Below are 26,742 nucleotides of genomic sequence, written 5' to 3'. Positions count from 1 at the left end.
ACGCGAGGGATATTCGACCGATAGGGATCATCTCTTTCCCTGTAGTGATCATCTCTTTCGTACGACGACGAAGTCGGCGAGCGCCACGAACTGATCGCGCACCCGGTCGGGCATCCGGATCTCGTCCAGGGCGTCAAGGGCGATCTGGTGCTGGCGGCGCGCTTCCTCGGCGGTCCAGTCGCGGCCGCCGGCCTCCTCGATGAGGGCGGCGCGGGCGGCGAACTCCTCCTCGGAGAAGTTCTCGATGTCGCTGCTCTTGGCGTCGGCCGCGAGGATCTCGCCGAGCCGCTCGGAGGCCCGGCCGCCTGCCGCGAGCGCTGCCACCACCGGCAGGGACTTCTTGCGCTGACGCAGGTCGCTCCAGGTCTGCTTGCCGGTGGCCTCCGGGTCGCCCCAGATGCCCAGCAGGTCGTCGACGGCCTGGAAGGCGAGGCCGAGGTGGTAGCCGTACTTCTCCAGCGTGTCGGCCGTGTGGTCGTCGGCGCCGCCGAGGACCGCGCCGATCGAGCAGGCGCACGCGAGCAGCGCGCCCGTCTTGTTGCCCTCCATCTCCAGGCACTCCTCGACGCTGACGCGGTCCCGGTGCTCGTAGGAGATGTCCTGGGCCTGGCCGTCGATGAGGGCGCGGGTGGCCCTGGTCAGCCGACGGGTGGCACGGCCGGCCTCGGCGGTGCCGAGTTCCAGGAGGATTTCGTTGGCGAGGGCCATGAGGGCGTCGCCGACGAGGATGGCCTGGGCCGGGCCGTGCACCTTCCAGACGGTGCCGCGGTGGCGGCGCTGCTCGTCGCCGTCCATCAGGTCGTCGTGCAGGAGCGAGAAGTTGTGCACCAGCTCGACCGCGACCGCGCCGGGGATGCCGGTCTCGGGGGCCGCCTCGGTGACCTCGGCGGACAGCACGGCGAGGGCGGGCCGCACGGCCTTGCCGCCGTCGCCGTCGGCGGGCCTGCCCTCGGCGTCGATCCAGCCGAAGTGGTAGGCGGCGACTGTGCCCATGGGCGGCGCCAGTCGGTCGATGGCCGCCCGCAGCACCGGGGTGGCCAGGGTCCGGCCGCGCTCCAGGAGCGCGGTCACGTCCACCGCGGGCTCTCGCGCGGCCGTCGAGGCCGGGGGCACAGTGGGCACAGTCTCTCCTCTTGTTGCGGTGCGGGAGGTGCGGGGGTCTGCCTCGCGTCGCTCGTTGAGCATCAGGCCGCCTCCTCGAAGTCGAAGAGATGGTCGCGGGGTCTGCCCAGGGCGCCCAGTGCGGCGTCCGCCGCGCTGATGCCGCTGCGGACCGCACTCTCCATGGTCGCGGGCCACCCTGTGGCGGTCCACGCACCGGCCAGGTACAGGCCGGGGGCCTTGGTGCGGGCGCCGGGCCGGAGCCGCCCGACGCCAGGGGTGGGAGCGAACGTCGCCGTGCGCTCCCGGGTCACGAAGAAGTCGCGCACGCCCGCACCGCGCGTGCCCGGAAGCAGCCGTTCCAGCTCCGGCAGGTACCGCTCACGCAGGACGGACACCGGTGTGTCGATCTCGTCCTGAGCCGCCGACTGCGACACCGCCAGGTACTGGCCCTCGCTCAGCCCGGATGCCTCGGTCCGGTCGAAGACCCACTGCACCGGGGTGCCGAGCGCCGTGAAGAACGGCTTGTCGAGCACCTTCCGGTCGTACACCACATGGACGTTGAGGATCGGGGCGGTGCCGATCTCCAGCAGCCGCCCGGGGTGGTCGAGCGCGTCCGCGGGCAGCAGATCGTGCGCCTCGCGCTGTGGTACGGCGAGGACGACGGCGTCCGCGTCGAGGGTCTCACCGGGAACCTGAACCGTCCAACGCCCGTTTCCGTAAGGGGAGATGGAGGTGACGCGTGTACGGAGTACGGTACGGACGCCCGCCGAGTCGAGCGCCTTGCGGGCCAGCCGGTCGTGCAGTTCGCCCAGCGGGACGCGTGCCCAGCCGATGTCGGCCGCGCCCGGGTCGGACAGCAGACCCGTCTTGAACACCATCGCGGCGAGCCCGAGAGAGGCGTCTTTGGCCACCGCGTTGAGGGTGGCGACCCCCACGAGGTCCCACAGTGCCTCGACGGCACGCGCCGACTGACCGTGCGCGGCCAGCCAGCTGCCGAAGTCCTGGTTGTCCAGCGCGGGATCCGCGAGGTCGAGCGCCTTGAGCGCCAGTGCGGCACGCCCCACTTTGGCGCGCTCACCGAGCGAGAGGTGCGGATACGTGGCGAGGCTGCGCCCCAGATGCAGCGGTACGGGCAGTGCGTCGCGCCGCAGTCTGCCGAGCCGTCGGCCGGCACGGGCCTCGACGTCGAGTACGGGCACGTCGAGACGGTCCTGCACGGGGGCGAGCGCGGTCCCGTCGACGCGGTCGAGGAACCAGCGGTACGCGGTGCAGCAGCGCAGGTACACGTGCTGTCCGTTGTCGACGGTCAGGTTGCCGCGCTGGAAGGAGAAGGCGAGTCCGCCGAGCCGGGGCCGTCCTTCCAGCAGGGTGACGCGCACTCCGGCGTCGGCCAGCGACAGCGCGGCGGTGATCCCGGCGAGCCCGCCGCCGACCACGACGGCCGACCGTCCGTCTCCCGCCGCCCCTTCGCGGAGGTGCTCCGCACCCTTCCGGGGAGCCGGGCGGCCGGGCCTGTCACCGTCGAACAGTCCCTCGGGGTGTGTGCCGTAGGTCATCGTGCGCCCTCCCCCGCGCCATGGCCGTGGTGCTTCAGCGAGCCACGGCAGGCCGTTGCAGTCTGGGACGCGGCCGTGCGGCGGAGGGTTGCGTGCCGCCTTTCACCGATGGAGCCGCCTTGGTCGGGACCGGCCATCAGAAGCGCCCTGATGCCTGTTCTGAGTTCCCCGTCGTCCGCGCGAAGATCGGGCGCAGCGCCCGCGGCGGAGCCGCTGACGTCCGCAGTCGGTGCGTGCCCTCGGCGTGCGGCGTCGCAGGTCATGTGGCGGAGCCACCTGTCCTGTGGCGCCGTGCGCCGAGTGGGGGTACCTCCCACGCCCTCAAGGCAGTGGGGGAGCGTGCCGGGCGTCGGGGCGCAGGCGAGGAACTCAGAACAGGCCCTGGCCATCAGGAGCGCCTCCTGACGGGCCGGCTGACGGTCCGCCGGGAGACATGGCGGGCATCGAGACCGGACAGCCCACGCACGGCGACGTACGCCTTCTCCCGCCCCGGCAGCGAGACGCGGCCGCGCAGCACTGCCTCCGGCTCGCGCTCGATGCGGTCGAGGAGGCGGCGGTAGATGCCGGCCATGGCGGCGACACAGGCGCCGCTGCGCCGGTCGAGCATGGGCAGCAGCCGGTAGCCCTCGGCGAAAAGGGTGCGGGCCCGGCGCACTTCGAAGTGGATGAGGCCCGCGAAGTCGGAGTCGGGCGGTGGGACCGGCTGGCCGAACCCGGCCGAGCAGCCGAACTTGGCGAGGTCGTCGGCGGGCAGATAGGTGCGCCCGCCCAGGGCGTCCTCACGAACGTCCCTGAGGATGTTGGTGAGTTGCAGCGCGAGCCCCAGCGTGTCGGCGTACTCGGAGGCGCGCTCGACACCGCGCGCTCCCGGTTCCGTACCGAACACGCCCAGTGAGACGCGCCCGATGGCGCCCGCCACGCAGCGGCAGTAGACCTTGAGGTCGTCCCAGGTCTCGTAGACCTCGCCGCGGACGTCCATCAGGACGCCGTCGATGAGTTCGTCGAGGCCGCCGAGCGGGATCGGGAACTGCTCGCTCGCATGCGCGAGGGCGACCGCGACCGGGTCGGTCTCGTCCTCGTCGACGTCGCCTTCACGGACCCGGGTGAGCAGGGCCCGGGTGTCCTCAAGTCTGGCCACCTTGACGTCGGGTGAGAGCGCGCCGTCGCCGATGTCGTCGACGCGCCGCGCGAACGCGTAGACCGCGGACAGCGCACGACGCTTGGGCGTCGGCAGCAGTCTGATGCCGTACGCGAAGTTTCGGGCCTGCTGTCCGGTGACGGCCTCGCAGTAGCTGTAGGCGGCGAGTACCGGTGCGGACACGTGTGGCTCAGACTCCACGGTCCGGATCACCCCTCTCCTCGCAGGGTCACGCCCGCCTCACGCAGCAGTTGGAGCCTGCCGGGCTTGGGCGGGCCGGGAAGTACGTCATAGTCGGCGGCGGCGATCGCGCGGATCGCCGCCCTTCCCCCCGCCACGAACCCGGCAAGGAGCAGCCTCAGCCTGCCGTGAACGCTACCCACCAGGGCGTTGCCCTCATTCAGCAGGTCACGGGCGCGTTCTGCTTCGTACGCAACCAGCGCGCGCACCGATGCGCCTGCCGTGGTCGCCGCGAGATCCGCCTCCTGGACATGAAAGCGCTTCATGTCCGCGGCGGGCAGATAGATGCGGTCGTGGCCGAGGTCCTCGGCCACGTCCTGGAGGTGTTCGACGATCTGCAGGGCCGTACAGACGGCGTCGGAGCGGCGCACACGCTCGGGCGTGGACGTGCCGGTGACGGCGAGGACGAGACGGCCGACGGGGTTGGCGGACAGTTCGCAGTAGGCGAGGAGGTCGTCGTACGTCTCGTACCGCCGGACGACCTGGTCCTGACGGTTGGCCGCGATCAGGCCGAGGAAGGGCTCGGGCGTCAGGGACCGGCGGCGGACGGTGAGCTGGAGCCGGCGCAGCAGCGGGTGACGGGGGCTCGCGTCGAACACCCTCCGCAGGTCGGCCTCGAAGGCGTCCAGCAGGACCGACCGGTCCCCGGCCTCCTCGGGCGACACGCCGAGCAGGCGGGCGTCGGCGCCGCCGGGCGCGAGGTCGCCGTCACCGATGTCGTCGACCAGGCGGGCGAAGCCGTAGACGGCCATGAGGTCCGTGCGCCATGCCCTGGGCAGGAAGAACGGTGCCACGGGAAAGTTCTCGGCCGCAGCCTTGTCAAGGGTGTCGCGCTCCGGGTCGCCGGTGCGCGCCGTCCCGGCTTCGGTCACCGCTCGTCACCCGGCGCGGGGACGGCCCGAGCGTCGCGGAGGTGGGGAGTTTCCGTAGCCATTGCCGTCACATCTCCCGTTCTACACTGCCGACGCAATACACACTATTTCGGACACGCCGCCCGGCGGACGGCTCAATACGGCGGGTGCCGGGTGTCGCGCATTATGGCCCTACTTGCCGCGATTCGGCACTCGTACAGCTTACGTTGTACAACGCGCCCTGCTCCGTCGGGGTGTCCCGCACATCACAACAACACACCAATTGGCCCCAAGATTCCTAAGTGGAACCGGAGTTGGTCCCTTCTTTGCCGAACGGGACCGTCCTTGCCGAGTTCGTTGACCGCCCTTTGCATCCGGACCCCGCCGGAGGCGTTCCGGCGGGGTCCGGTGCGTGCTGGTGACGAGGGGTTCGGGCTACTTTCCGGTGAACTTCTCGTACTCCTTGAGGACGTCCTCGGTGCGCCCGTCCATCCGCAGCTCGCCGCGCTCCAGCCACAGGACGCGGTCGCAGGTGTCACGGATCGACTTGTTGTTGTGGCTCACCAGGAACACCGTGCCGGCCTCCTTGCGCAGCTCGCGGATGCGGGCCTCGGAGCGCTTCTGGAACTTGCGGTCACCGGTGGCGAGAGCCTCGTCGATCATGAGGACGTCGTGGTCCTTGGCGGCCGCGATGGAGAAGCGCAGGCGCGCCGCCATACCGGAGGAGTAGGTGCGCATCGGCAGGGTGATGAAGTCGCCCTTCTCGTTGATGCCCGAGAAGTCGACGATCCCCTGGTAGCGCTCCTTGATCTGCTCGCGGGACATGCCCATCGCGAGCCCGCCCAGGATGACGTTCCGTTCGCCCGTCAGATCGTTCATCAGGGCCGCGTTGACGCCGAGGAGCGAGGGCTGGCCGTCGGTGTAGACCTTGCCGCTCTCCGCGGGGAGCAGGCCGGCGATGGCGCGCAGCAGGGTGGACTTGCCGGAGCCGTTGGAGCCGATCAGGCCGATGGCCTCACCGCGGTAGGCGGTGAAGGAGACGCCCCGGACCGCGTGCACCTTGCGCACGCCGCGCGCTGAGTCGTCGGAGCCCCTCTTGAGGATGCGGCTGAGAGCGGCGGTGGCGCTGCCCTTGCCGGTCTTGGCGCCGTTGACGCGGTAGACGATGTGCAGCTCGTCCGCGATGACGGTGGGAATGCGTGCCTCAGCCACGGCCGTACCGCTCCTCCGCCTTCCAGAAGTACACGAAGCCGCCGAGCGCGACGAGCGCGGCCCAGCCGCCCGCGACCGCCCACACGTGCGGGGGCAGGTTCTCGGAACCGTAGCCGTCGATCAGCGCGAAGCGCATCAGGTCCATGTAGATGGCGGCGGGGTTCCACTGGAGGACGTCGCCGATCCACTCCGGGTGGTCGGCGAGCATCACGGGGATCGAGAACATGACGCCGGAGGCGTACATCCAGGTCCGCATGACGAACGGCATCAGCTGCGCGAGGTCGGGGGTCTTGGAGCCCATCCGGGCCATGATCATCGCCAGGCCGGTGTTGAAGAGGAACTGCAGGGCGAGGATCGGGAGGATCAGCAACCAGGACAGGCGCGGATAGCTGCCGAAGGCAACCGCCACGGTGAACAGCACGACCATCGAGAAGAGCAGCTGCTGGAGCTGCTGGAGCGAGAACGAGATCGGCAGCGAGGCGCGCGGGAAGTGCAGCGCCCGCACCAGGCCGAGGTTGCCGGAGACCGCGCGGACGCCCGCCATCACCGAACTCTGCGTGAAGGTGAAGACAAAGACACCCGTGACCAGGAACGGGATGTAGACCTCACGGCCCATACCCCTGTCCGCTTTGAGGATCAGCCCGAAGATCAGGAAGTACACCAGCGCGTTGAGCAGCGGAGTCGCCACCTGCCAGAGCTGGCCGAGCTTGGCCTGGCTGTACTGGGCGGTGAGCTTCGCCTGGGAGAAGGCGAGGATGAAGTGGCGCCGCCCCCAGAGCTGGGCGATGTACTCGCCGAGTCCGGGCCGGGCCCCGCTGACCGCGAGGCCGTACTTGGCGGCCAGCTCGGCGGGGGAGAGTCCCTCGTCGGGCGACGGCCGGTCGCTCACGGCGACTGAGCCGTCATGCGTTGTCTCACTCACAAGTGGAAACTTTCGTCCTCAAAAGTGCGCAGGCTGGTCGGGCCTAGGCAGAAACCTGGGACCGGGTACCGCCGAATGCTCTCAGATATCGAGCTTGTCAGATGACGGGAGGTCGGCCCAATCGGGTAAGACGCCACACCGTACGCCACTTCATGGCCCGTCGGGGACCGCACGCGGTCGTCCAGCCCTCCTTGAAGCCGCCGAACCAGGCTCTCAGGGCGGCCCGCGAGGGTCTCCGAACCAGCGTCAGGAGCACCCAGACGCCGAGGTATACCGGCACCAGGAGCGCGGGGAGATTGCGGCGCGCGAGCCAGACCCGGTTGCGGGCGACCATGCGGTGGTAGACCGCGTGCCGGGAGGGCGCGGTCGTGGGGTGGTACAGCACCATGTCGGACCGGTAGTCGATCATCCAGCCCGCGTCGAGGGCCCGCCATGCCAGGTCGGTTTCCTCGTGTGCGTAGAAGAATTCGTCCGGAAGTCCGCCTACTTCGGCGAGAACCTTCGTACGGACGGCGTTGGCGCCACCGAGGAACGTGGTCACCCGGGAGGAGCGCATCGGGTCGGCGGCCCGCAAGCGGGGCACGTGCCGCCGCTGGGTGACGCCGGTGTCCGGGTCGGCGATGCGGAAGCTGACGATCCCGAGCTTCGGGTCGGCCTCGAAGGCCGTACGGCACAACTCGGCGGTGTCGTTGCGCGCCAGCAGGCCGTCGTCGTCAAGGAACAGCAGGATGTCGACGTCGGTGCCGCCGGGGCCGAAGGCCTCGATGCCGATGTTGCGGCCGCCGGGAATGCCGAGGTTCTCGGGCAGTTCGACGGTGCGTACGCCCTCGGGGACCTCCGGCACCGGGGAGCCGTTGCCGACGACGACCACCTCGACCCGGTCGCCGTCCTGCTTGGCGACCGAGTCGAGGAGGGCGCGCAGCTCGTCGGGGCGGTTGCCCATGGTGATGATGACCGCGCCGACCTTCATGCCGCTGCTCACTTCAGCCTGCTGGAGGCGAGGATGGACACCAGGTGCAGCAGGGTCTGAAGGAGTGCGATGCCGGCCAGTACGGCGACGCCGAGCCGCGAGAAGAACAGGTCGCCGCGGACCGTGTCCAGGACCGCGAGGACCAGGATCAGCAGGGACGCCTCGACGCCGAGGACGAGCCGGTGGAACTTCAGCGCGGCGGCGGCCCTGCGGGCCAGCGCCATGCCGGAGGAGCGCGGCTCGGAGGCCGACTCCTGGACCGGCGGCTTCCCGGCCTGGTGGCGGGCGACCCCGACGAGGTCCGTCTCGGCCTTGATCAGGATGGCACCGAGCGCGGCAAGCGTGCCGAGGAAGGCCCACAGCCAGTCGATCCGGCCGGAGCCCCACAGGTCGGCGGCGCGCAGGCCGAAGCCGACCAGTACGGCGGCGTCGCACAGGTAGGCGCCGACACGGTCCAGGTACACCCCGGCGAGCGAGTACTGCTTCTTCCAGCGCGCTATCTCACCGTCGACGCAGTCCAGCAGCAGATAGAGCTGGACCATCAGCACGCCGAGCACCGCGCCCGGGATCCCCGGCACCAGCAGGGCCGGGGCGGCGAGGACGCCGAAGAGGGTCATCAGGTAGGTCAGCTGGTTGGGCGTGACCCGGGTGTTCACCAGGTGCCGGTCGATGCGCAGCGAGATCTCGCGCATGTACAGCCGCCCGGCCCAGTGCTCGCCGCTCCGCCGGTCCTTGACACCCGGCGGGTGGACGACCGGGCGGAGTTCAGCTACCGATGGCTTTTGCATAGTCGGCGTATGCGTCCCTGATCTGGTCGGTGGACAGGTCGAGGTGTTCGAGGATCGTGTAGCGGCCGGGCCGGGTCTGCGGGGCGAACTCGACGACCTGGACGAACTCCTCGGCGGTGAAGCCGATCTCGTCCGGGAGGACGGGCAGGCCGTGGTGCCGGAGGACTTCGGTCATCTGACCCGCGATCTCGTGGTGGCCCCGCAGGAACGTGGCGAACGCACCGCCGAGGCCGCACTGCTCGCCGTGGAGGGCGTTGCGCCGCGGAAAGCTCAGGTCGAACGCGTGGCTGATCTCGTGGCAGGCGCCCGACGCGGGACGGCTGTCACCGGCGACGGACATGGAGATCCCGCACAGCACGAGGGACTCGGACAGGGTCGTCAGGAAGTCGTCGTCGCCGATGCCACCAGGGTGACGCAGCACCGCTTCGGCGGCCTGCCGTGCCATGGCGGCAGCCAGCCCGTCGACCTTCTCGCCCGTCTCCCGGCTCGACAGCTCCCAGTCGGCCACGGCGGAGATCTTGCAGATCACATCGCCGATCCCGGCCCGCACGAAGCGCACCGGTGCCTCACGGATGACATCGAGGTCGATGACGATCCCGATCGGGTTCGGCACACCGTACGAGCCGCGGCCCGCGTCGTTGTCGAGCGTGGCCACCGGGGAGCACAGACCGTCGTTGGCGAGGTTCGTGGCCACAGCGACCAGCGGCAGGCCGACGCGGGCGGCGGCGTACTTGGCGCAGTCGATGACCTTGCCGCCGCCGAGCCCGATCACGGCGTCGTAGTGCCCGCCCTTCTTGATCGAGTCGGCGAGCCGCACCGCGCCGTCGATGGTGCCGTCGGCGTCGCAGAACCAGTCCGCCTCCGGCAGTGCGGGGGCGAACCGCTCGCGCAGCGCACGGCCGGAGCCGCCGCTGATCGCGAAGGCCATCCGGCCCGACGGCGCGATGCGCTGGTCCGACAGGATCGTCGCCAGGTCATCGAGCGCGCCGGGACGGATGTCGACGACGACCGGCGAGGGAATGAGCCTCGTCAGTACTGGCACGCGATCTCACGTCCCTTGGCGAGGTCGTCGTGGTTGTCGATCTCCACCCACTTGACGTCGCCGATGGGCGCGACGTCGATCCGGAAGCCGCGGTTCACGAGCTCCTGGTAGCCGTGCTCGTAGAACTGCTGCGGGTCGGTCTCGAAGACCGTCTTCAGCGCGTCGGCCAGCTCGTCGGCGGCCTCGCCCTCGATGAGGGTGACGCCGATGTACTCGCCGGAGGCCTCCGCCGGGTCCATCAGCTTGGTGATCTTCGTCATGCCCTTCTCGGCGTCGACGACGACCTTCATCTCCTCGTCGGCGAGGGACTTCACCGTGTCGACGGCGAGGATGATCCTCTTGCCGTCGCCGCGGGCGGCGAGCAGGGTCTTCTCGACGGAGACCGGGTGCACGGTGTCGCCGTTGGTGAGGATCACCGAGTGCTTGATGGCGTCACGGCCGCACCACAGGGAGTAGGCGTTGTTCCACTCCTCGGCCTTGTCGTTGTCGATGAGGGTGATCTTGAGGCCGTACTTCTGCTCCAGGGCCTCGCGCCGCTCGTACACGGCCTCCTTGCGGTAGCCGACGATGATCGCGACCTCGGTCAGACCGATCTCGGCGAAGTTGCCGAGGGTCAGGTCCAGGACGGTGAGGCTCTCCTCGTTGCCCTCCGGTCCCACCGGCACCAGCGCCTTGGGCAGGGTGTCGGTGTAGGGGCGCAGACGCCGTCCGGCGCCGGCCGCCAGCACGAGGCCGATCATGCGGGTTCTCCTTCATCGTGTACGGCGGGTGCTTGGGAGGACACCCAGAAACGGATGCTCTCGGCGAGCACCACCAGCGCCACGGCCACAGCGGCAGCCGTGAGCGCGACCTTGAACTCTGTGGACGCGAGCAGCGCGGCCAGGACGGTGACCAGCAGCGTCCTGCCTTCGTGCCCGCCGATCGCCCGCACCAGCCAGTGCGGCGGCGCGCCGGCGTTGCCGCGGATGCGGTACACCGTGTCGTAGTGATGGTAGGCGACGGCCGCCACCAGCCCGAAAGCTGCCGGTAGGGCCCCGTTCACATTGGCTTTGGCCGCCAGCACCAGGACCGTGCAGTATTCGGCGGCGCGGAAGACGGGCGGAACGAGCCAGTCCAGGCGGCCCTTCAGGGGCAGTGACACCGCGGCGGCCGACGTGAGGGCGTACAGCGCTGCGGCGCCCACGGGCAGCCAACTGCCGTACGGCTCGAGCCAGGCGGCCGCGACGAGGAGCACGGCGCCCGGCAGCGCGACGGAGACCCGCGCACTGGACGGGGGCTTGGCGGGCAGCTTGCTCAACAGCCGCGCCAGCGCCTCCGCGACGGGGCCGCTGTCCGCGAGGTCCGCCAGCGCACGCGCGGCCCGGTCCGTCCTGCGCGCCTTGCGCGTCAGCGATCGCAGCACCCGGCCCGCTGTGGTGTAGGTCGCAGCGAACGCGCAGCCGACGAGCAGCGCGTAGAAGGTGATACGAGGAGTGGTGACCGCGGTCAACACGGCGATCATCGCCCAGCGTTCACCGATGGGCAGCACGATCATCCGGCGTACCCACACCGTCCAGCCGACACTGTCGAGCCTGTCCGAAAGGGCCGCGGTGGGGCTGGTGTTGGCAGTCGCGAGGCCCTGCTCGTTGACGTTCGCCTCGTTGAAGGAGAAGTCGACGACATGGCGGCAGGTCTGCAGGACCATCGCGCCGAGGGCGAGCGCCCACACGTCGTCACCACCGCGGGCGGCACCGAGGGCGAGGCCCGCGTAGTAGGCGTACTCCTTGGCGCGGTCGAAGGTGGCGTCGAGCCAGGCGCCGAGCGTCGAGTACTGCAGGGAGTAGCGGGCGAGCTGTCCGTCGGTGCAGTCGAGGACGAAGGAGAAGAGGAGCAGCACACCGGCCGCGACGAAGCCTCCGCGGGTGCCGGTGGCCGCGCAGCCCGCCGCGATCAGGGCGGTGACCAGGGACGCGGTGGTGACCTGGTTCGGGGTCAGGCCGCGGCGGGCGCACCAGCGCGCGATGTAGCGGGAGTACGGGCTGATGAAGTGCGTGGTGAAGAAGCCGTCGCGGGACTTCACGGCCGTACGCAGCCGGACGGCCTCGTCGTCGACGGCGGCCAGGGCCTCGCGGGCCTCGTCCAGGGCCTGGGGGTCGGCGGGGACCGCGGCGACGAGGGTGCCGAGTTCGGGGCGGTGGACGGTGACGCCGTCCGCGTCGAGGGCGGTGGTGAGGCGGTCGGCGAGGTCGTCCACGGCGAGGGCCGTACCACCCGTGGGCGTGGAGCCCTCGCGGGCCACCGCGCGGGTCAGGGCCTGCCGGGCGGCGGGCTGGACGGTCACGGCGCCGGGCAGTGCGGCGGCCGGGAAGCGGGGGTCGGTGAGGCCGAGGCGCAGCGCGTGGACGTGGCCCACGAAGCGGGCGTCGACGAGGGCGACCCGCTGCCCGGCGGGGACCTGGGCCAGGAGCGTCTCGGCGTCACCGGCGTCGGAGGCGACCCGCACGTCGAAGCCGAGCGACCGCAGATCGCCCTCCAGTGACGATCCGGGGACCGGCTGACCGGTGAGGATGGCGGTCGACAGACGAACTCACTCCCTGGGTACCGACGCGGTGGCGCCGGGCGTGTACGTATTGGGGACACCCCTGGCCGACGGCGGCCGGGCGGCGTGTCGGCAGAGGGTATCGGATGATGGGAACGGAGCGTTCACCGGCCGTTCATGGCCTGCTCAACCCGGTCTGCTGGGCCTCTGCCTCGATCATCATCATGGATTCCGGTGCCGCGCCACAAACCGCCACCGCGCGTTGGTCTCCATATCGGCGCATTCCTGTCATTGCGCTCGGCGCGCGGGCCGCGGCATAGGGTGGTGAGCCATGACGTGGCTGATCACAGGTGGGGCCGGGTACATCGGGGCGCACGTGGCGCGGGCCATGACCGGCGCCGGGGAACGCGTGGTGGTGCTCGACGATCTCTCGGCCGGGGTACCGGCCCGGCTCCCCGAGGACATCCCGCTGGTGCGGGGTTCGGCGCAGGACGGCGAGCTGCTGAAGCGGGTGCTGGCCGAGCACTCCGTGACGGGTGTGGTGCATCTCGCGGCCCGCAAGCAGGTGGGCGAGTCCGTGGCGCAGCCGACGCGCTACTACCAGGAGAACCTGGGCGCTCTCGCCACGCTCCTGGAGGCGGTGGCCGAGGCGGGGATCAGGCGGTTCCTGTTCTCCTCGTCCGCGGCGGTGTACGGCAACCCGGACGTGGAACTCATCACAGAGGACACCCCGTGCGCGCCGGTGAACCCTTACGGCGAGACGAAACTCACCGGGGAGTGGCTGGTACGGGCGGCGGGCCGGGCCCACGGCATCGCGACTGTCTGCCTGCGCTACTTCAACGTGGCGGGCACGGCTGCGCCGGAGCTGGCCGACACCGGTGTCTTCAACATAATCCCGATGGTCTTCGACCGGCTGACCCGTGACGAGGCCCCGCGCGTCTTCGGCGACGACTACCCGACGCCGGACGGCACCTGTGTCCGCGATTACATCCACGTCGCCGACCTCGCCGACGCGCACCTCGCGGCGGCCCGGCGGCTGACCCAGGGCGCCACGGGCGACCTGACGGTCAACATCGGCCGCGGCGAGGGTGTCTCGGTCCGTGAACTCATCACCCTGATCGGCGAGGTGAGCGGCGACCGGCGGCCCCCGCTCGTCGAGCCGCGCCGCCCCGGGGACGCTCCCCGCGCGGTCGCCTCGGCCGAACTCGCCGCCCGGGAACTGGGCTGGACGGCCCGGCGCGGCGTACGCGAGATGGTCGAATCGGCCTGGGCCGGGTGGCGGATGCACCACGACGGATGATCTCTCCGGGCCCCTGACCTGCGGTTCGTTTCCGCAGGTCAGGGCACATGACAACGGTGTTCAGTGCCGCGTTGCCACATACCCCCCACCCGTAGTTCACTGGTGCTCCCGAGCACATCTGCAAGAGGCCGAAGGGTGGAGTCATGGGGGCTGGGCACGATCACGGGCACGCGCACGGAGCGCCGACCGGGGGGACAGCGACGGCGGCGTACCGCGGAAGGCTGCGGATCGCGCTGTCGATCACCGCCACGGTGATGGTGGTGGAGATCGTCGGCGGTATCGTCGCGAATTCGCTCGCGCTCATCGTCGACGCGGCCCACATGGCGACCGACGCGCTGGGGCTGGCCATGGCACTGCTCGCGATCCACTTCGCGGGGCGGCCGGCGAGCGAACAGCGCACGTTCGGTTACGCGCGGGCCGAGATCCTCGCAGCGCTCGCCAACTGTCTGCTGCTGTTCGGCGTCGGCGTTTACGTCGTGTACGAGGCGGTTCAGCGCTTCGTCACACCGTCGGAGACCGAGGGCGGGCTCACCATCGTGTTCGCGTTGATCGGTCTGGTGGCGAACATGATCTCGCTCACGCTGCTGATGCGGGGACAGAAGGAGAGCCTGAACGTGCGGGGCGCGTTCCTGGAAGTGGTGGCGGACGCGCTGGGCTCGGTGGCGGTGCTGGTCTCCGCGGTGATCATCCTGACGACGGGCTGGCAGGCCGCCGACCTGATCGCCTCGCTCGTCATCGGGCTGATGATCGTCCCCCGTACGGTGAAGCTGCTGCGCGAGACCCTCGACGTGCTGCTGGAGTCGGCTCCCAAGAACGTCGACATGGCGAAGGTGCGTGAGCACATCCTCGCGCTGCCGGGCGTCGAGGACGTTCACGACCTGCACGCCTGGACCATCACCTCCGGCATGCCGGTCCTCTCCGCGCATGTGGTCGTCAGCTCCGAGAGGCTCAGCGCCATGGGCCACGAGGAGATGCTGCATGAGCTCCAGGGCTGCCTCGGTGACCACTTCGACGTCGAGCACTGCACCTTCCAGCTGGAGCCGAGCGGTCACGCGGAGCACGAGGCGAAGCTGTGCCACTGAAGGTCGTGCCCGGTCCCCGCTCGATCCCCTCGCGGGACCGCTGGACCGGGTGCCAGCGTGGCCGCTGAATTCAAGGAGGTGGGTTGATGACTGTCGCGTTCGGCGCTGCCCTGCGCAGCGACTCGTGTGTCCCCACTTCCCGGGCCGACGGCTGACCGGTCTCGTCCTCTCGTCGAGAGGTCGGCCAGGCCCTTTCACTCAAGGGTTCTCACTTGACCGACACCATCGACAACTCCGAAAACTCCGAACCGACCACGTCGTGGCGTACCCGGCCGGAGGTCCCCGCCGACCGTGCCGAGGTGTACGAGCTGACCGCCGCCGCCTTCGGAAGGGCGGAGGAGGCTGACCTGGTGGAGGCGCTGCGCGCCGATCCCGGGGCCTGGCTGCCGGACCTCTCGTACGTCGCCGAAGGGCCGGACGGTGCCGTCGCGGCGTACGCGCTGCTCACCCGGTGCCATGTCGACGAGGTGCCCGCGCTCGCGCTGGCACCCGTCGCCGTACGGCCCGAGTGGCAGCGGCAGGGAGCGGGAGCGGCTGCCGTACGCGCGGTGCTGGAGGCGGCACGGGGGCGTGAAGAGCGGCTCGTGCTCGTACTCGGGCATCCGGAGTACTACCCGCGCTTCGGTTTCGTACCGGCTTCCGCGTACGGCATCCGGCCCGGGTTCGACGCACCGGACGAGGCGATGATGGCCCTCGTACTGAACGGTTCCGCGTCCGTGGCACCTGGCACAATCAGGTATCCCGCCGCATTCGGCGTCTGATCCGCGTCCGCTCCCATGTCCCGCCTCCGGGGTGCCGGGGCGGGACATGCGGAGCGGGGCGAACCGCCGTGAGCGCCGGCTTCGTACGGCAGACTTGAGGCCGGACGAACGAGGTTAAGGATGGGTATGCCGATCACACCTGCCACCGCGATGCGCAGTTCATCAAACGGCACTACGGAAGCGATTCTGCTGGAACTGGTCGACGAGGACGGCAACACCATCGGCACGGCGGAGAAGCTCGCCGCCCATCAGCCGCCCGGGCAACTGCACCGGGCGTTCTCCGTGTTCCTCTTCGACGAGCGCGGGCGGCTTCTGCTCCAGCAGCGCGCCCTCGGCAAGTACCACTCCCCCGGTGTGTGGTCGAACACCTGCTGCAGCCACCCGTACCCGGGCGAGGCACCCTTCGCGGCGGCGGCCCGGCGGACGTACGAGGAGCTGGGAGTCTCCCCGTCGCTGCTCGCCGAGGCGGGCACCGTCCGGTACAACCACCCCGACCCGCGCTCGGGCCTGGTGGAGCAGGAGTTCAACCACCTCTTCGTGGGACTCGTGCAGTCCCCGCCGCGTCCCGACCCCGAGGAGGTCGGGACAACGGCCTTCGTGACACCAGCGGAACTGGCGGAGCGGCATGAGAAGGACCCCTTCTCCACCTGGTTCATGACGGTGCTGGACGCGGCCCGTCCGGCGATCAGGGAGCTGACGGGCGCCGCCGCGGGCTGGTGAGCCGGGGCCGGGTCCCCGGCCTCTCCGGGCCATACACCTAGACGAGGCGTACGGGATGCAGCGGCAGGACGGCCCAGATCACCTTGCCGCCGCTCGCGGTGTGCTCCACGTCGCACGCGCCGCCCGCCTCGCGGGCGATCTCCCGGACGAGCAGCAGCCCCCGGCCGCCGGTCCGGGCGTGGTCGGTCTCCAGGGCGGTCGGACGGTAGGGGTGGTTGTCCTCCACCGCGATGCGCACCCATTCGGCCCCGACGGCGACCTCCACGGCGATCGTCGGCGACAGCAGCGCCGCGTGTTTGACCGCGTTGGTCACCAGCTCGGAGACGATCAGCAGCAGCCCGTGACCCAGGTCGTCCGTGACGGGCACGCCCTGGCGGGCGAGCAGGTCACGGACGGCGCGCCGCGCCTGCGGCACCGAGGCGTCGACGGCCGGAGTGGTGAACCGCCACACCCCTTCGTACGGCAGTGGTCCCGGCGGTCGTCGGTCGGTGGATACGTCCTCGCCGCCCTCAGGGCGTGGGCCCGGCCCTCGCCCTTGGTCGTCCATCGTCCGGTCGCCGCCCTTGCGCTCGATTGTCACCACACGTCGAGTGTTGGTAACGCACGGGCGCGGACCGAAGCACTGAACAGAAGTCAGCGCGTATCGACGGCTTCCGTCTGTCTTTGAGCGGCACGGTCGGCGGCACGACCAGCCCTGTCCGCGTCGTGCCGCCTTTGGAATTATTCGGGTTGTACGGGCTTGACGCCGGGCCCGCCCGGTTTCTTCCCGGAGGTCATCCGGTCCGAGACCATGCCGACGATGCGCCGCCCGCTGTACCCGGCCGCGATCAGCCCAAGGCCGTCGAACAGCAGCGCGAGTGAGAAGAACGCGCCCATGACGTATTTGCTGCTCGGCCAGGAGGCCAGCACGACGATGCCCAGGAACAGTCCGAAGGCGCCCTGCACGAGAGTCCAGCCGAACTGCGGTCCGCGCACCACCAGGCTGCCGATCACACGGAACACCCCGCCGCTCAGGAACAGCAGCGCGCCGAACATGGCGAGGGCCTCGGCCCCCGCCTCGGGCCTGCGGATGATGACCACGCCGGCCGCGATGTTCAGGGCGGCGACCGCCACACCGAGCCAGAAGAAGTTGGTGCCGCGGGCCTGGACCGCGTGCATGAGGCCGACCACGCCGCCGATCAGCAGCAGCCAGCCGAACAGGAGCATCGAGGTCAGGGTGGCGAACGCGGTGTAGAGGAGACCGACGAGCCCCGCGAGCACGAGGATCACGCCGAGTGCGCCGACCCAGGTGTATCCGCGGCGGAGCCCGGCGGTCCGGTCGTGCTTCGTTCGTGCCATCGGGCCCTCCTCGCCCCGGGCCCCTTCTTGATCGTACGTGCGCGGGTCACGGATAGCATCCGCGTATGGAGCTGCTGCACAGCGTCACTGACGGGGTCGCCACCGTCGTCATCCACCACCCGGCCAAGCGCAACGCCATGACGGTCGGGATGTGGCGTGCGCTGCCGCCGCTGCTCGACGACTTGGTCGCCGATCCCGCCGTACGGGCGCTCGTGCTCACCGGTGAGGGCGACACCTTCTGTGCCGGCGCCGACATATCGACACTGCGGGAATCGCCGGACGAGGCGCAGGCGCCGGCCGGGCTCGCCGAGGAGGCGCTCGCGGCCTTCCCGAAGCCTTCGCTCGCGGCGGTCCGCGGGTACTGCGTGGGCGGCGGGTCACAGCTCGCGGCGGCCTGCGACCTGCGGTTCGCGGAGGAGGGCGCGCTGTTCGGGGTGACGCCGGCGAAGCTGGGGATCGTCTATCCGGCCTCCTCCACACGGCGGCTGGTGTCGCTGGTGGGGCCCGGGACCGCCAAGTACCTGCTGTTCTCGGGCGAGTTGATCGACGCGGAACGTGCACTGCGTACGGGGCTGGTGGACGAGGTGCTGCCGCAGGGTGAACTGGGCAAGCGCGTCGGGGAGTTCACCCGGGTGCTGGTCTCCCGCTCGCAGTTGACGCAGGCAGCGGCCAAGGAGTTCGCGAACGGCCGGACGGACCGGGACGCCCACTGGGCGGAACAGGCGCGCGGAAGCGGCGACACCGCGGAGGGCGTCGCCGCGTTCCTGGAGCGCCGGGCACCTCGCTTCACATGGAGTGTGTGAACTCCCGCTCTGTGCGAACTCCCGCCCTACTCCAGGATGAAGCGGCTCCTCGCGCGCAGGGCGTCGACGATGTGCGTGGGCGCCTTCTACGGGGACCCGGCGTCGTAGGGCGGTTGCGGGTCGTACTCCGTCACCAGCTGGATGGCCTGGGCGTGCTCGTCGCCCGCGATCCGGCCCATCAGGGCGAGGCCCATGTCGATGCCGGAGGAGACGCCGGCCGCGGTGACGTACTTGTCGTCGAAGACCACCCGCTCTCTCGTGGGCTCGGCGCCGAACCGGCCGAGCTCTTCCAGGGCCAGCCAGTGCGAGGTCGCCCGGCGGCCCGCCAGGAGTCCGGCGGCGGCGAGCAGCAGGGAGCCGGTGCACACCGAGGTCGTCCAGACGCTGGATTCGTCCGCGGCGCGGAGCCAGCGCAGGAGGGCCTCGTTCTCCATCTGGCCGCTCTGTCCGGGCCCGCCGGGGACCAGCACGATGTCGGGGTGCGGCACGTCTGCGAGCGTCCTGTCGGCGGTGATCGCCAGGGAGCCGGTGTCGTTGCGGACGGGACCGGCGGCCTCGGCGACGAAGGCCGTCTCCGCGTCGGGGAGACGGCTCAGGATCTCGTACGGGCCCACCGCGTCCAGGGCGGTGAAGCGGTCGTAGAGGACGATCGCGATCTGCATGGGGGATCCCTTCCATGAGCGCCGGGGCATCGGGGCATCGGGGCATCGGGGCATCGGGGCTTCGGGGCTTCGGGGCTTCGGGGAGGCTCAGCGAGTGGGGGCGGGTGCCGGGCGGAAGCGGCGCCGGTACTCCGCCGGGGCCGCGCCGAGCGTCCTGAGGAAGGCGCGCCGCATGGCCTCGGGCGTGCCGTAGCCGCAGGACCGGGAGATCTCCTCGACGCCGTCGGCGGTGTCCTCCAGGAGCCGGCGGGCGTGTTCGAGGCGGACGCGGTCGACGTACCGGCCGGGTGTCATGCCGGTCTCGGCCTGGAACGCGCGGGCGAAGTGGCGGGGCGAGAGACGGGCGCGGGCGGCGAGTGAGTCGACGGTCAGGTCGTCGCCCGGGTGCTCGGTGATCCACTGCTGGACCTCGCGCAGCGGCTCCCGTCGGGCCGTCTGCGCGGCGAGTTGGGCGCTGAACTGGGCCTGGTTGCCGGGCCGTCGGAGGAAGACGACCAGGTGGCGGGCGATGGAGAGCGCGGTGTCGCGGCCGAGGTCCTCCTCGACGAGCGCGAGGGCGAGGTCGATGCCCGACGTGACGCCGGCGGAGGTGGCGACGTTTCCGTCGCGTACGTAGATGGGGTCCGGGTCGACCTCGGTCTCCGGGTGGTCCCGGGCGAGCTTGTCGCAGTACGCCCAGTGCGTCGTGGCCCGGCGGCCGTCCAGGAGGCCCGCCTCGGCAAGCAGGATCGCGCCGGTGCAGACCAGGACGGTTCGCATGTCTCGATTCTTGGCGGGCCGGGCGGTGGCCGCAATGACGGATTCCCCACCTTTTCCGCCATGGGTCTTCTGCCACGGTTCTTCTGTCATGACTCTTTCTGCTGTGACTTTTCTGCCGTGGCCGGGTGGGGGGAGAGTGCGACACCCCCGGCCTTTCATGCATACCAACCAGTCAGTAACCTCTACGCCATGACCACACCTCTCCCCGAGCGGGCCGGCCGGCGCTGTCACAACGTCCTCAACCCCCTCCACTCGACGCACTACTTCTCACCGGATCTCGGGCGCGAGCTGGCCGCTGTGGGGGTCGAGGACCCCGGTGCGGCGTACTTGGCGGTGCGGGCCGCCGCGCTGGGACCGGTGGGCGCGGGCGTGGTGACGGCCACGTTCTACAACTTCCGGCACGAGCTGGTGGCGCGGCACGTGCCCGCTGTGTGGGAGAGCGCGTCCCCGTCGGTCGTACTCGCCGCACGCGCGCGTGCCGTGGACGCCACGTTGCGGCGGCTGCTCGGCGAGGAGGTGCTCGCCACCGAGGAGTTGGCCGAGGCTGCGGGGCTGGCGCTGCGCGCGGTCGAGGCGTGCGTCAGGACCGCACGCCCCCTGTACGCCGCGCACGCCGACCTGCCGGTGCCGGACGAACCGCACCTCGCGCTGTGGCATGCTGCGACGCTGCTGCGCGAGCACCGGGGCGACGGCCATCTGACAGTACTGCTCGACGCGGGGCTCGACCCGGTGGAGGCCCTGGTGAGCCACACCGCGACGGGCAAGGGCATGGCGCCGAAGTGGGCGTTGCGGACGCGCGGCTGGACGCGGCACGACTGGGATGCCGCAGAGGAACGGCTGCGGGAGCGGGGCGTGCTGGATTCCGACGGCGAGCTGACGGAGGCGGGCGTCGCCCTGCGCCAGGAGATCGAGAACGAGACGGACCGGCTCGACTTGGCGCCGTACGAGCACCTCGGCGCCGCGGGCGTCGAACGGCTCACCGAACTGGGAGGCGCGCTGCTGGCGACGCTTCTCGCGGCGGGCGCGTTCCCGGAGGGCATGCTCGGCAAGGGCTGAGGCGGCGGGAATTCCGCGCCTTGGGCGATACCTCGGGGGCGGCGCGGCGCGGTGGACGGGGGCGCCGGCGCTGACCGTATAACCACGCCCTGCTCCGCCGTTGTCGGTGTCGCCTGCCACAATTGCCGCGCAACCTCAGTGAAGAAGGCGGTACGGGATCGTGACGACACCCCTCGTAGGGTCCATCGAAGGCAGGATCGCCGAGGAGCTCGGCGTACGGGAGCGGCAGGTCAAGGCCGCGGTGGAGCTGCTCGACGGCGGTTCGACCGTGCCCTTCATCGCCCGCTACCGCAAGGAAGCGACCGAGATGCTCGACGACGCGCAGCTGCGCACGATCGAGGAGCGGCTGCGCTATCTGCGGGAGCTGGAGGAGCGGCGTACGGCGATCCTCGACTCGGTGCGCGAGCAGGGCAAGCTGACGCCCGAGGTCGAGGCGCAGATCCGCGGTGCCGAGACCAAGGCGCGGCTGGAGGACATCTACCTGCCGTTCAAGCCGAAGCGGCGGACCAAGGCGCAGATCGCCCGCGAGGCGGGGCTCGAACCTCTGGCCGAGGGGCTGCTGGGCGACCCGGCCGTCGAGCCTCTCGCGGCGGCAGCGGCGTTCGTGGACGCCGACAAGGGCGTCGCCGACCCGCAGGCCGCGCTGGACGGCGCGCGGGCGATCCTCACCGAGCGGTTCTCGGAGGACGCCGACCTGATCGGCGAGCTGCGCGAGCGCATGTGGGTGCGCGGGCGGCTGTCCGCCAAGGTGCGAGAGGGCAAGGAGGAGGCGGGCGCGAAGTTCTCCGACTACTTCGACTTCGCCGAGCCCTTCACGGAGCTGCCCTCGCACCGCATCCTCGCCATGCTGCGCGGCGAGAAGGAGGAGGCCCTCGACCTCGTCCTGGAGCCCGAGGAGCCCACGGACGGCCCGTCGTCGTACGAGGGCATCGTGGCCAACCGCTTCGAGATCGTCGACCGAGGGCGCCCTGCCGACAAGTGGCTGAAGGACACGGTCCGCTGGGCCTGGCGCACCCGGATCCTCGTGCACCTCGGCATCGACCTGAGGCTGCGGCTGCGGACGGCCGCCGAGGACGAGGCGGTCGACGTGTTCGCGGCGAACCTGCGGGACCTGCTCCTCGCCGCCCCCGCGGGCACGCGTTCGACGTTGGGGCTCGATCCGGGTTTCCGTACGGGCGTGAAGGTCGCCGTGGTCGACGCGACCGGCAAGGTCGTCGCCACCGACGTCATCTACCCGCACGTCCCGGCCAACAAGTGGGACGAGGCCCTCGCCAAGCTCGCGCGGCTCGCCAAGGAGCACGCGGTCGAGCTGATCGCGATCGGTAACGGCACCGCGTCGCGCGAGACGGACAAGCTCGCCGGTGAACTCATCATCAAGCACCCGGAGTTGAAGCTCACCAAGGTGATGGTGTCCGAGGCGGGCGCGTCCGTGTACTCGGCGTCGGCGTTCGCCTCGCAGGAGCTGCCCGACATGGACGTCTCGCTGCGCGGTGCCGTCTCGATCGCGCGCCGGCTCCAGGACCCGCTCGCCGAGCTGGTGAAGATCGACCCGAAGTCGATCGGTGTCGGGCAGTACCAGCACGACCTGTCGGAGGTGAAGCTGTCGCGGTCGCTGGACGCGGTGGTCGAGGACTGTGTGAACGGCGTGGGCGTCGACGTCAACACCGCCTCCGCGCCACTGCTCGCCCGGGTCTCCGGCATCTCGTCCGGCCTCGCGGAGAACATCGTGGCCCATCGCGACGCGAACGGCCCGTTCCGGTCCCGCCCCGACCTGAAGGGCGTGGCGCGGCTCGGCCCGAAGGCGTACGAGCAGTGCGCGGGCTTCCTCCGGATCCGGGGCGACGACCCGCTGGACTCGTCGAGCGTGCACCCCGAGGCGTACCCGGTGGTCCGGCGGATGGTGAAGCAGTCGGGCGCCGAGGTCGCGTCGCTGATCGGCAACACGTCGGTGCTGCGGTCGCTGAAGCCGGGTGACTTCGTGGACGAGACGTTCGGTCTGCCGACGGTGACCGACATCCTGAAGGAGCTGGAGAAGCCGGGGCGCGACCCGCGGCCGGCCTTCAAGACGGCCACCTTCAAGGAGGGCGTCGAGAAGATCTCCGACCTGTCGTCCGGGATGGTGCTGGAGGGTGTCGTCACGAACGTCGCGGCCTTCGGTGCGTTCGTGGACGTCGGTGTCCACCAGGACGGGCTCGTGCACGTCTCCGCGATGTCGAAGACGTTCGTCAAGGACCCGCGGGACGTGGTGAAGCCCGGTGACATCGTCAAGGTGAAGGTGCTGGACGTCGACATCCCGCGCAAGCGGATCTCGCTGACGCTGCGGCTGGACGACGAGGCGGCCGGGCAGGGGGCGGCCTCCTCCTCCGGCGGTGGGCGGCAGCAGCAGCGTGGGGGGCGGGCGCCTCAGCAGCGGCAGCGGCAGGGGCGTGGTGGTGGCGGTGGGGGTGGCGGGGCGCGTCAGGCGCCTTCGCCGGCCAACAGTGCGATGGCGGATGCCTTGCGGCGGGCGGGGTTGGTGGATCCCAAGCGGCGGTGAGGTTTCGGCGGGGGTTCTTTTCGCCCCCGCCGCCCCTACCCGTCCCATCACCAGGGGCTCCGCCCCTGCGACCCCGTCCAAGGGGGCTGCGACCCCTTGGACCCCGGGTTTCGGGGCTCCGCCCCGGACCCCGTTCGGGGGCCAGCCCCCGGGCCCCCGCTCCTCAAACGCCGGAGGGGCTGGATTTGCCGACCGGAGCTCGAACCTTCCGGCTGACGCCGAGGTCCTCCGGCTGAGGCTGGGAACTTCCGCTGACGCCGGGATCCTCCGGCTGAGGCTGGGAAAACTTCCGCTGGGAGTGGAAACTTCCTGCTGGGACTGGGAACTTCCCGCTGGGGCCGGGATCTTTCGGCTGAGGATTTTCAGCCAACGCCAGGCACCCCCAGCCCGTCCGGCGTTTGAGGACGAGGCCGTTCAGGCCGAACAAGCGGGGGTCTGGGGGCGGCAGCCCCCCAGGGGACGGGACGACGGCGCGTCCTAGCGTTCCGTCACCTTCCCCGACGTCACCTCGAAGCGCCTCGTCACCCGTACCGCGTCCAGCATTCGCCGGTCGTGCGTCACCAGGAGCAGCGTGCCCTCGTACGAGTCCAGTGCCGACTCCAGCTGTTCGATGGCGGGGAGGTCGAGGTGGTTGGTCGGCTCGTCGAGGACCAGGAGGTTGACGCCCCTGCCCTGGAGCAGTGCGAGCGCGGCCCTCGTACGCTCGCCCGGGGACAGGCTCGCCGCCGCGCGCATCACGTGGTCCGGCTTCAGTCCGAACTTGGCCAGGAGGGTGCGGACCTCGACCGGCTCGGTCTCCGGTACGGCCGCGCAGAACGCGTCCAGCAATGACTCGGAGCCGTGGAACAGCCTACGGGCCTGGTCGACCTCGCCGACCAGGACTCCGGAGCCCAGGGAGCCGTGGCCCGCGTCCAGGGGGACACGGCCCAGCAACGCCCCGAGCAGCGTCGACTTGCCCGCACCGTTCGCGCCCGTGACGGCCACCCGGTCCGCCCAGTCGAGCTGGAGGGACACAGGGCCGAGCACGAAGTCGCCGCGGCGCGCCTCGGCGTCCCGCAGGGTCCCGACGACCGCGCCCGAGCGCGGGGCGGCCGCGATGGTCATCCGCAGTTCCCACTCCTTGCGCGGCTCATCCACGACGTCCAGCCGCTCGATCATGCGCTGGGTCTGCCGGGCCTTGGCCGCCTGCTTCTCGCTCGCCTCGCTGCGGAACTTGCGGCCGATCTTGTCGTTGTCGTTGCTCGCCTTGCGGCGCGCGTTCTTCACACCCTTGTCCATCCAGGAACGCTGCATCTGGGCGCGGTCCTGGAGTGCCGCCTTCTTGTCGGCGTACTCCTCGTAGTCGTCGCGCGCATGCCGACGGGCGGTCTCGCGCTCCTCCAGGTAGGCCTCGTAGCCGCCGCCGTAGAGGTTGATCTGGCCTTGCGCCAGGTCGAGTTCGAGGACCTTGGTGACCGTGCGGGTCAGGAACTCGCGGTCGTGGCTGACGACGACGGTGCCCGCGCGCAGGCCGCTCACGAATCGTTCGAGTCGCTCCAGGCCGTCCAGATCCAGGTCGTTGGTGGGCTCGTCGAGGAGGAAGACGTCGTAGCGGGACAGCAGCAGGGAGGCCAGGCCGGCCCGCGCCGCCTGGCCGCCCGAGAGGCCCGTCATCAGCTGGTCCAGGCTCACCCCCAGGCCCAGTGCGTCGGCGACTTCCTCCGCGCGCTCGTCGAGGTCGGCGCCGCCCAGGGCCAGCCAGCGCTCCAGGCTCGTCGCGTACGCGTCGTCCGCGCCGGGCGCTCCGTCGACGAGCGCCTGCGTCGCCTCGTCCATCGCACTCTGGGCCGCGGCGACGCCCGTACGGCGCGCCAGGAACTCCCGTACCGTCTCGCCCTCCCGCCGTTCCGGCTCCTGGGGCAGATGGCCCACGGTCGCGGTGGGCGGGGAGAGCCGCAGCTCCCCCTGTTCCGGCGCGAGCAGCCCGGCGAGCATGCGCAGCAGGGTGGACTTGCCCGCACCGTTGGCACCGACGAGCCCGATCACGTCGCCGGGCGCCACGACGAGGTCGAGCCCGGAGAAGAGGGAGCGGTCGCCGTGTCCGGCGGAGAGGTTCTTGACGACGAGGGTGGCGGTCACAGGGGGCGATCCTAACGACCACGGGACATGCGGTCCCAACCGAAAGCGAACCGGGCCCTCGACCGCCCGCCCCCTCAGCGCACCATCGGCTCCACCAACACGCTCCCCGATGACCGCGCCACGACGAAGGACTCGCCCTTCAGGGCCTTCCCACTCAGTGCGATGCGATGGCGGCCCGCCGGGAGGATGCCGTCGAAGACCTCGTACGTGTGGGTGCGGTAGAGACGGTCCAGACGGTACACGGTCACCTGTACCCGGCAGGTGGACGTGACCTCGACGCCCGCCTCGCCGTCGGCGGCGACCAGCCGGGTCAGGCGCCGCTGGGCCGACGGGCTGCGGTCCAGCGCGTTCTCGATCTGGGCCACGAGCAGCGGGATGATCGGGGCGAGCCCGTCGACGTACGCGACCTCGACCCCGGCTCTCTCGAACGCTTCCCGTACGGCGGCGCGTTCCTCCTCACCCACGGCCCGGCCGAAGGCCACCGCGCCGTAGGTGCGCAGTTCGTCGGCGGGCACTTCGGTGGGGTCGTGGGTGATGTCCGCACCGATGCCGATGGTGCGCAGGGCCGCCGCGAGCTTGGCGAGGACCGCGACACGGGCGCCGATGAGGAGCACGCGGCGGCGGGCGGAGGCGTCGTCTCCGCTCAGGAGGGACCGCAGCGCGCTGCGGTACTCGGAGCCCTGGAAGCGGAACGGTCCGATGCCGTGGTAGCCGTTCTGTTCCAGATCGGCGGTCTCCTGGGTCTGCCAGGCGAAGTCGCGCCACACGTAGTCGTCGCCGTCCTGCTCTATGACGGCCGTGACGGCCCCGCAGGCGAGGTCCTCGCACTCGGGGCAGCCGTAGATGACGTACCGGCCGTCGGTCAGCGGGGCGTCGGCCTCCAGGAGCAGGCTGCGCACCTGGGCGGTGAAGATCGCGGGCGGGATGTCGGAGGCGAGCGGGGAGACGGCGTCGAGGTCGGAGAGCTGGAACAGCAGCGGGCGTCCGTCGACTATGAAGTCGACGAAGTCCCGGTGGACTTGGAAGTCACCGTTGGCGAGGACGCCACCGGCACGCATCGCCGGTGCCAGGCCGAAGGTCGCGTACTCGGCGGACATGGCAGACATGGTGTGAGTATCCCCAGAGCGGGAGCAATGTGAGCACGGCATGACACATTCCGTCGATGTCATCGCGTCACGGAGCCAGGAGGCGGCGCACCGGCCCGAGGAGAGGGGCGTACGTAAGGTCGGGGGCGTGCGCGTCGAGACGTGACTGGACCCGGCCCTG

At 70.8% G+C, this 26,742-nt stretch carries 25 protein-coding genes; 7 read left to right on the top strand and 18 right to left on the bottom strand.

Translation table 11 applies throughout. The annotated features are described in order from the left end of the window. Window positions 1-48: 48 nt before the first annotated feature. From E0500_RS24350 to E0500_RS24300, 12 genes are all read right to left on the bottom strand, one after another. Window positions 49-1,185 (bottom strand): polyprenyl synthetase family protein, encoded by a 1,137-nt coding sequence (locus E0500_RS24350; protein ID WP_131566694.1) that lies wholly within the window; start codon window positions 1,183-1,185, stop codon window positions 49-51. Then, window positions 1,185-2,660 (bottom strand): hydroxysqualene dehydroxylase HpnE, encoded by a 1,476-nt coding sequence (gene hpnE, locus E0500_RS24345; protein WP_131566691.1) that lies wholly within the window; start codon window positions 2,658-2,660, stop codon window positions 1,185-1,187. The genes E0500_RS24350 and hpnE overlap by 1 nt, the downstream gene beginning before the upstream one ends. Beyond that, window positions 2,657-2,797 carry a DUF6380 family protein gene (locus E0500_RS45495; RefSeq protein WP_399120252.1) on the bottom strand — a complete coding sequence of 47 codons (141 nt, stop codon included), beginning with the start codon at window positions 2,795-2,797 and terminating at the stop codon, window positions 2,657-2,659. Before E0500_RS45495 ends, hpnE begins: the two co-directional genes overlap by 4 nt. A 251-nt stretch (window positions 2,798-3,048) precedes the next feature. Further along, a complete protein-coding gene (gene hpnD, locus E0500_RS24340; RefSeq protein WP_131566688.1) occupies window positions 3,049-4,011 on the bottom strand; it encodes a presqualene diphosphate synthase HpnD in 963 nt (320 codons plus the stop codon). After that, entirely contained in the window at window positions 4,008-4,910 is a 903-nt protein-coding gene (gene hpnC / locus E0500_RS24335) for a squalene synthase HpnC (protein ID WP_131566684.1), read from the bottom strand. Before hpnC ends, hpnD begins: the two co-directional genes overlap by 4 nt. 414 nt (window positions 4,911-5,324) lie before the next feature. Further along, complete coding sequence (locus tag E0500_RS24330; protein WP_165935096.1) at window positions 5,325-6,101, bottom strand: ABC transporter ATP-binding protein; 777 nt, start codon at window positions 6,099-6,101, stop codon at window positions 5,325-5,327. Further along, entirely contained in the window at window positions 6,094-7,023 is a 930-nt protein-coding gene (locus E0500_RS24325) for an ABC transporter permease (protein ID WP_131566681.1), read from the bottom strand. The genes E0500_RS24330 and E0500_RS24325 overlap by 8 nt, the downstream gene beginning before the upstream one ends. A 97-nt stretch (window positions 7,024-7,120) precedes the next feature. Next, complete coding sequence (locus tag E0500_RS24320) at window positions 7,121-8,005, bottom strand: glycosyltransferase family 2 protein (protein WP_131566678.1); 885 nt, start codon at window positions 8,003-8,005, stop codon at window positions 7,121-7,123. After that, window positions 8,002-8,781 carry a CDP-alcohol phosphatidyltransferase family protein gene (locus tag E0500_RS24315; protein WP_131566675.1) on the bottom strand — a complete coding sequence of 260 codons (780 nt, stop codon included), beginning with the start codon at window positions 8,779-8,781 and terminating at the stop codon, window positions 8,002-8,004. Before E0500_RS24315 ends, E0500_RS24320 begins: the two co-directional genes overlap by 4 nt. Beyond that, on the bottom strand, window positions 8,759-9,823 hold the full coding sequence (locus E0500_RS24310; protein ID WP_131566672.1) for an iron-containing alcohol dehydrogenase family protein: 1,065 nt from the start codon (window positions 9,821-9,823) through the stop codon (window positions 8,759-8,761). The genes E0500_RS24315 and E0500_RS24310 overlap by 23 nt, the downstream gene beginning before the upstream one ends. Continuing rightward, window positions 9,811-10,563, bottom strand: coding sequence for a sugar phosphate nucleotidyltransferase (locus E0500_RS24305; RefSeq protein WP_131566670.1), 753 nt, complete (start codon window positions 10,561-10,563; stop codon window positions 9,811-9,813). The genes E0500_RS24310 and E0500_RS24305 overlap by 13 nt, the downstream gene beginning before the upstream one ends. Then, window positions 10,560-12,383, bottom strand: coding sequence for a DUF5941 domain-containing protein (locus tag E0500_RS24300; RefSeq protein WP_131566666.1), 1,824 nt, complete (start codon window positions 12,381-12,383; stop codon window positions 10,560-10,562). The genes E0500_RS24305 and E0500_RS24300 overlap by 4 nt, the downstream gene beginning before the upstream one ends. A gap of 289 nt (window positions 12,384-12,672) precedes the next feature. Between E0500_RS24300 and galE the strand changes: the two genes are divergently transcribed. The 4 genes from galE (at window position 12,673) to idi (ending at window position 16,204) form a co-directional block, all read left to right on the top strand. Next, window positions 12,673-13,641: a UDP-glucose 4-epimerase GalE gene (gene galE, locus E0500_RS24295; protein ID WP_131566662.1), complete on the top strand. Its 969-nt coding sequence runs from the start codon at window positions 12,673-12,675 to the stop codon at window positions 13,639-13,641. A 143-nt stretch (window positions 13,642-13,784) separates the two neighbouring features. Then, complete coding sequence (locus E0500_RS24290; protein ID WP_131566659.1) at window positions 13,785-14,723, top strand: cation diffusion facilitator family transporter; 939 nt, start codon at window positions 13,785-13,787, stop codon at window positions 14,721-14,723. 212 nt (window positions 14,724-14,935) lie between these two features. After that, window positions 14,936-15,484: a GNAT family N-acetyltransferase gene (locus tag E0500_RS24285; RefSeq protein WP_181587115.1), complete on the top strand. Its 549-nt coding sequence runs from the start codon at window positions 14,936-14,938 to the stop codon at window positions 15,482-15,484. A 126-nt stretch (window positions 15,485-15,610) separates the two neighbouring features. After that, window positions 15,611-16,204 (top strand): isopentenyl-diphosphate Delta-isomerase, encoded by a 594-nt coding sequence (gene idi, locus E0500_RS24280; RefSeq protein ID WP_131566655.1) that lies wholly within the window; start codon window positions 15,611-15,613, stop codon window positions 16,202-16,204. A gap of 37 nt (window positions 16,205-16,241) precedes the next feature. Here the strand turns inward: idi and E0500_RS24275 are convergent, their stop codons facing one another. Both E0500_RS24275 and E0500_RS24270 read right to left on the bottom strand, forming a co-directional pair. Next, window positions 16,242-16,751: an ATP-binding protein gene (locus E0500_RS24275; protein ID WP_131566707.1), complete on the bottom strand. Its 510-nt coding sequence runs from the start codon at window positions 16,749-16,751 to the stop codon at window positions 16,242-16,244. A gap of 173 nt (window positions 16,752-16,924) precedes the next feature. Beyond that, window positions 16,925-17,542, bottom strand: coding sequence for an HdeD family acid-resistance protein (locus E0500_RS24270; RefSeq protein WP_131566652.1), 618 nt, complete (start codon window positions 17,540-17,542; stop codon window positions 16,925-16,927). Between the two features lie 65 nt (window positions 17,543-17,607). Between E0500_RS24270 and E0500_RS24265 the strand changes: the two genes are divergently transcribed. Beyond that, window positions 17,608-18,345, top strand: a complete 738-nt coding sequence (locus E0500_RS24265) for an enoyl-CoA hydratase/isomerase family protein (RefSeq protein ID WP_131566649.1) — start codon at window positions 17,608-17,610, stop codon at window positions 18,343-18,345. 86 nt (window positions 18,346-18,431) lie between these two features. On the opposite strand, the gene E0500_RS24260 is transcribed toward E0500_RS24265, so the two are convergent. Then, entirely contained in the window at window positions 18,432-19,007 is a 576-nt protein-coding gene (locus E0500_RS24260; protein WP_131566644.1) for a DJ-1/PfpI family protein, read from the bottom strand. An 87-nt stretch (window positions 19,008-19,094) separates the two neighbouring features. After that, complete coding sequence (locus tag E0500_RS24255) at window positions 19,095-20,027, bottom strand: GlxA family transcriptional regulator (RefSeq protein WP_399119775.1); 933 nt, start codon at window positions 20,025-20,027, stop codon at window positions 19,095-19,097. Here E0500_RS24255 and E0500_RS24250 point away from each other — a divergent pair. Together E0500_RS24250 and E0500_RS24245 are read left to right on the top strand one after the other, a co-directional pair. Beyond that, window positions 19,956-20,822 carry an SCO6745 family protein gene (locus E0500_RS24250; RefSeq protein ID WP_131572167.1) on the top strand — a complete coding sequence of 289 codons (867 nt, stop codon included), beginning with the start codon at window positions 19,956-19,958 and terminating at the stop codon, window positions 20,820-20,822. The genes E0500_RS24255 and E0500_RS24250 overlap by 72 nt on opposite strands. A 160-nt stretch (window positions 20,823-20,982) precedes the next feature. Beyond that, a complete protein-coding gene (locus E0500_RS24245; protein ID WP_181587114.1) occupies window positions 20,983-23,358 on the top strand; it encodes a Tex family protein in 2,376 nt (791 codons plus the stop codon). A 477-nt stretch (window positions 23,359-23,835) separates the two neighbouring features. On the opposite strand, the gene E0500_RS24240 is transcribed toward E0500_RS24245, so the two are convergent. Both E0500_RS24240 and E0500_RS24235 read right to left on the bottom strand, forming a co-directional pair. Beyond that, entirely contained in the window at window positions 23,836-25,476 is a 1,641-nt protein-coding gene (locus E0500_RS24240) for an ABC-F family ATP-binding cassette domain-containing protein (protein WP_131568824.1), read from the bottom strand. A gap of 74 nt (window positions 25,477-25,550) precedes the next feature. Then, window positions 25,551-26,573 carry an oxidoreductase gene (locus tag E0500_RS24235; RefSeq protein WP_131568828.1) on the bottom strand — a complete coding sequence of 341 codons (1,023 nt, stop codon included), beginning with the start codon at window positions 26,571-26,573 and terminating at the stop codon, window positions 25,551-25,553. Between the last annotated feature and the right edge of the window lie 169 nt (window positions 26,574-26,742).

Origin of the sequence: Streptomyces sp. KM273126, from assembly GCF_004337435.2 — a bacterium.
GTDB classification, from domain to species: Bacteria; Actinomycetota; Actinomycetes; order Streptomycetales; family Streptomycetaceae; genus Streptomyces; species Streptomyces acidicola.
This window is presented reverse-complemented; position numbering and strand designations above follow the sequence as displayed.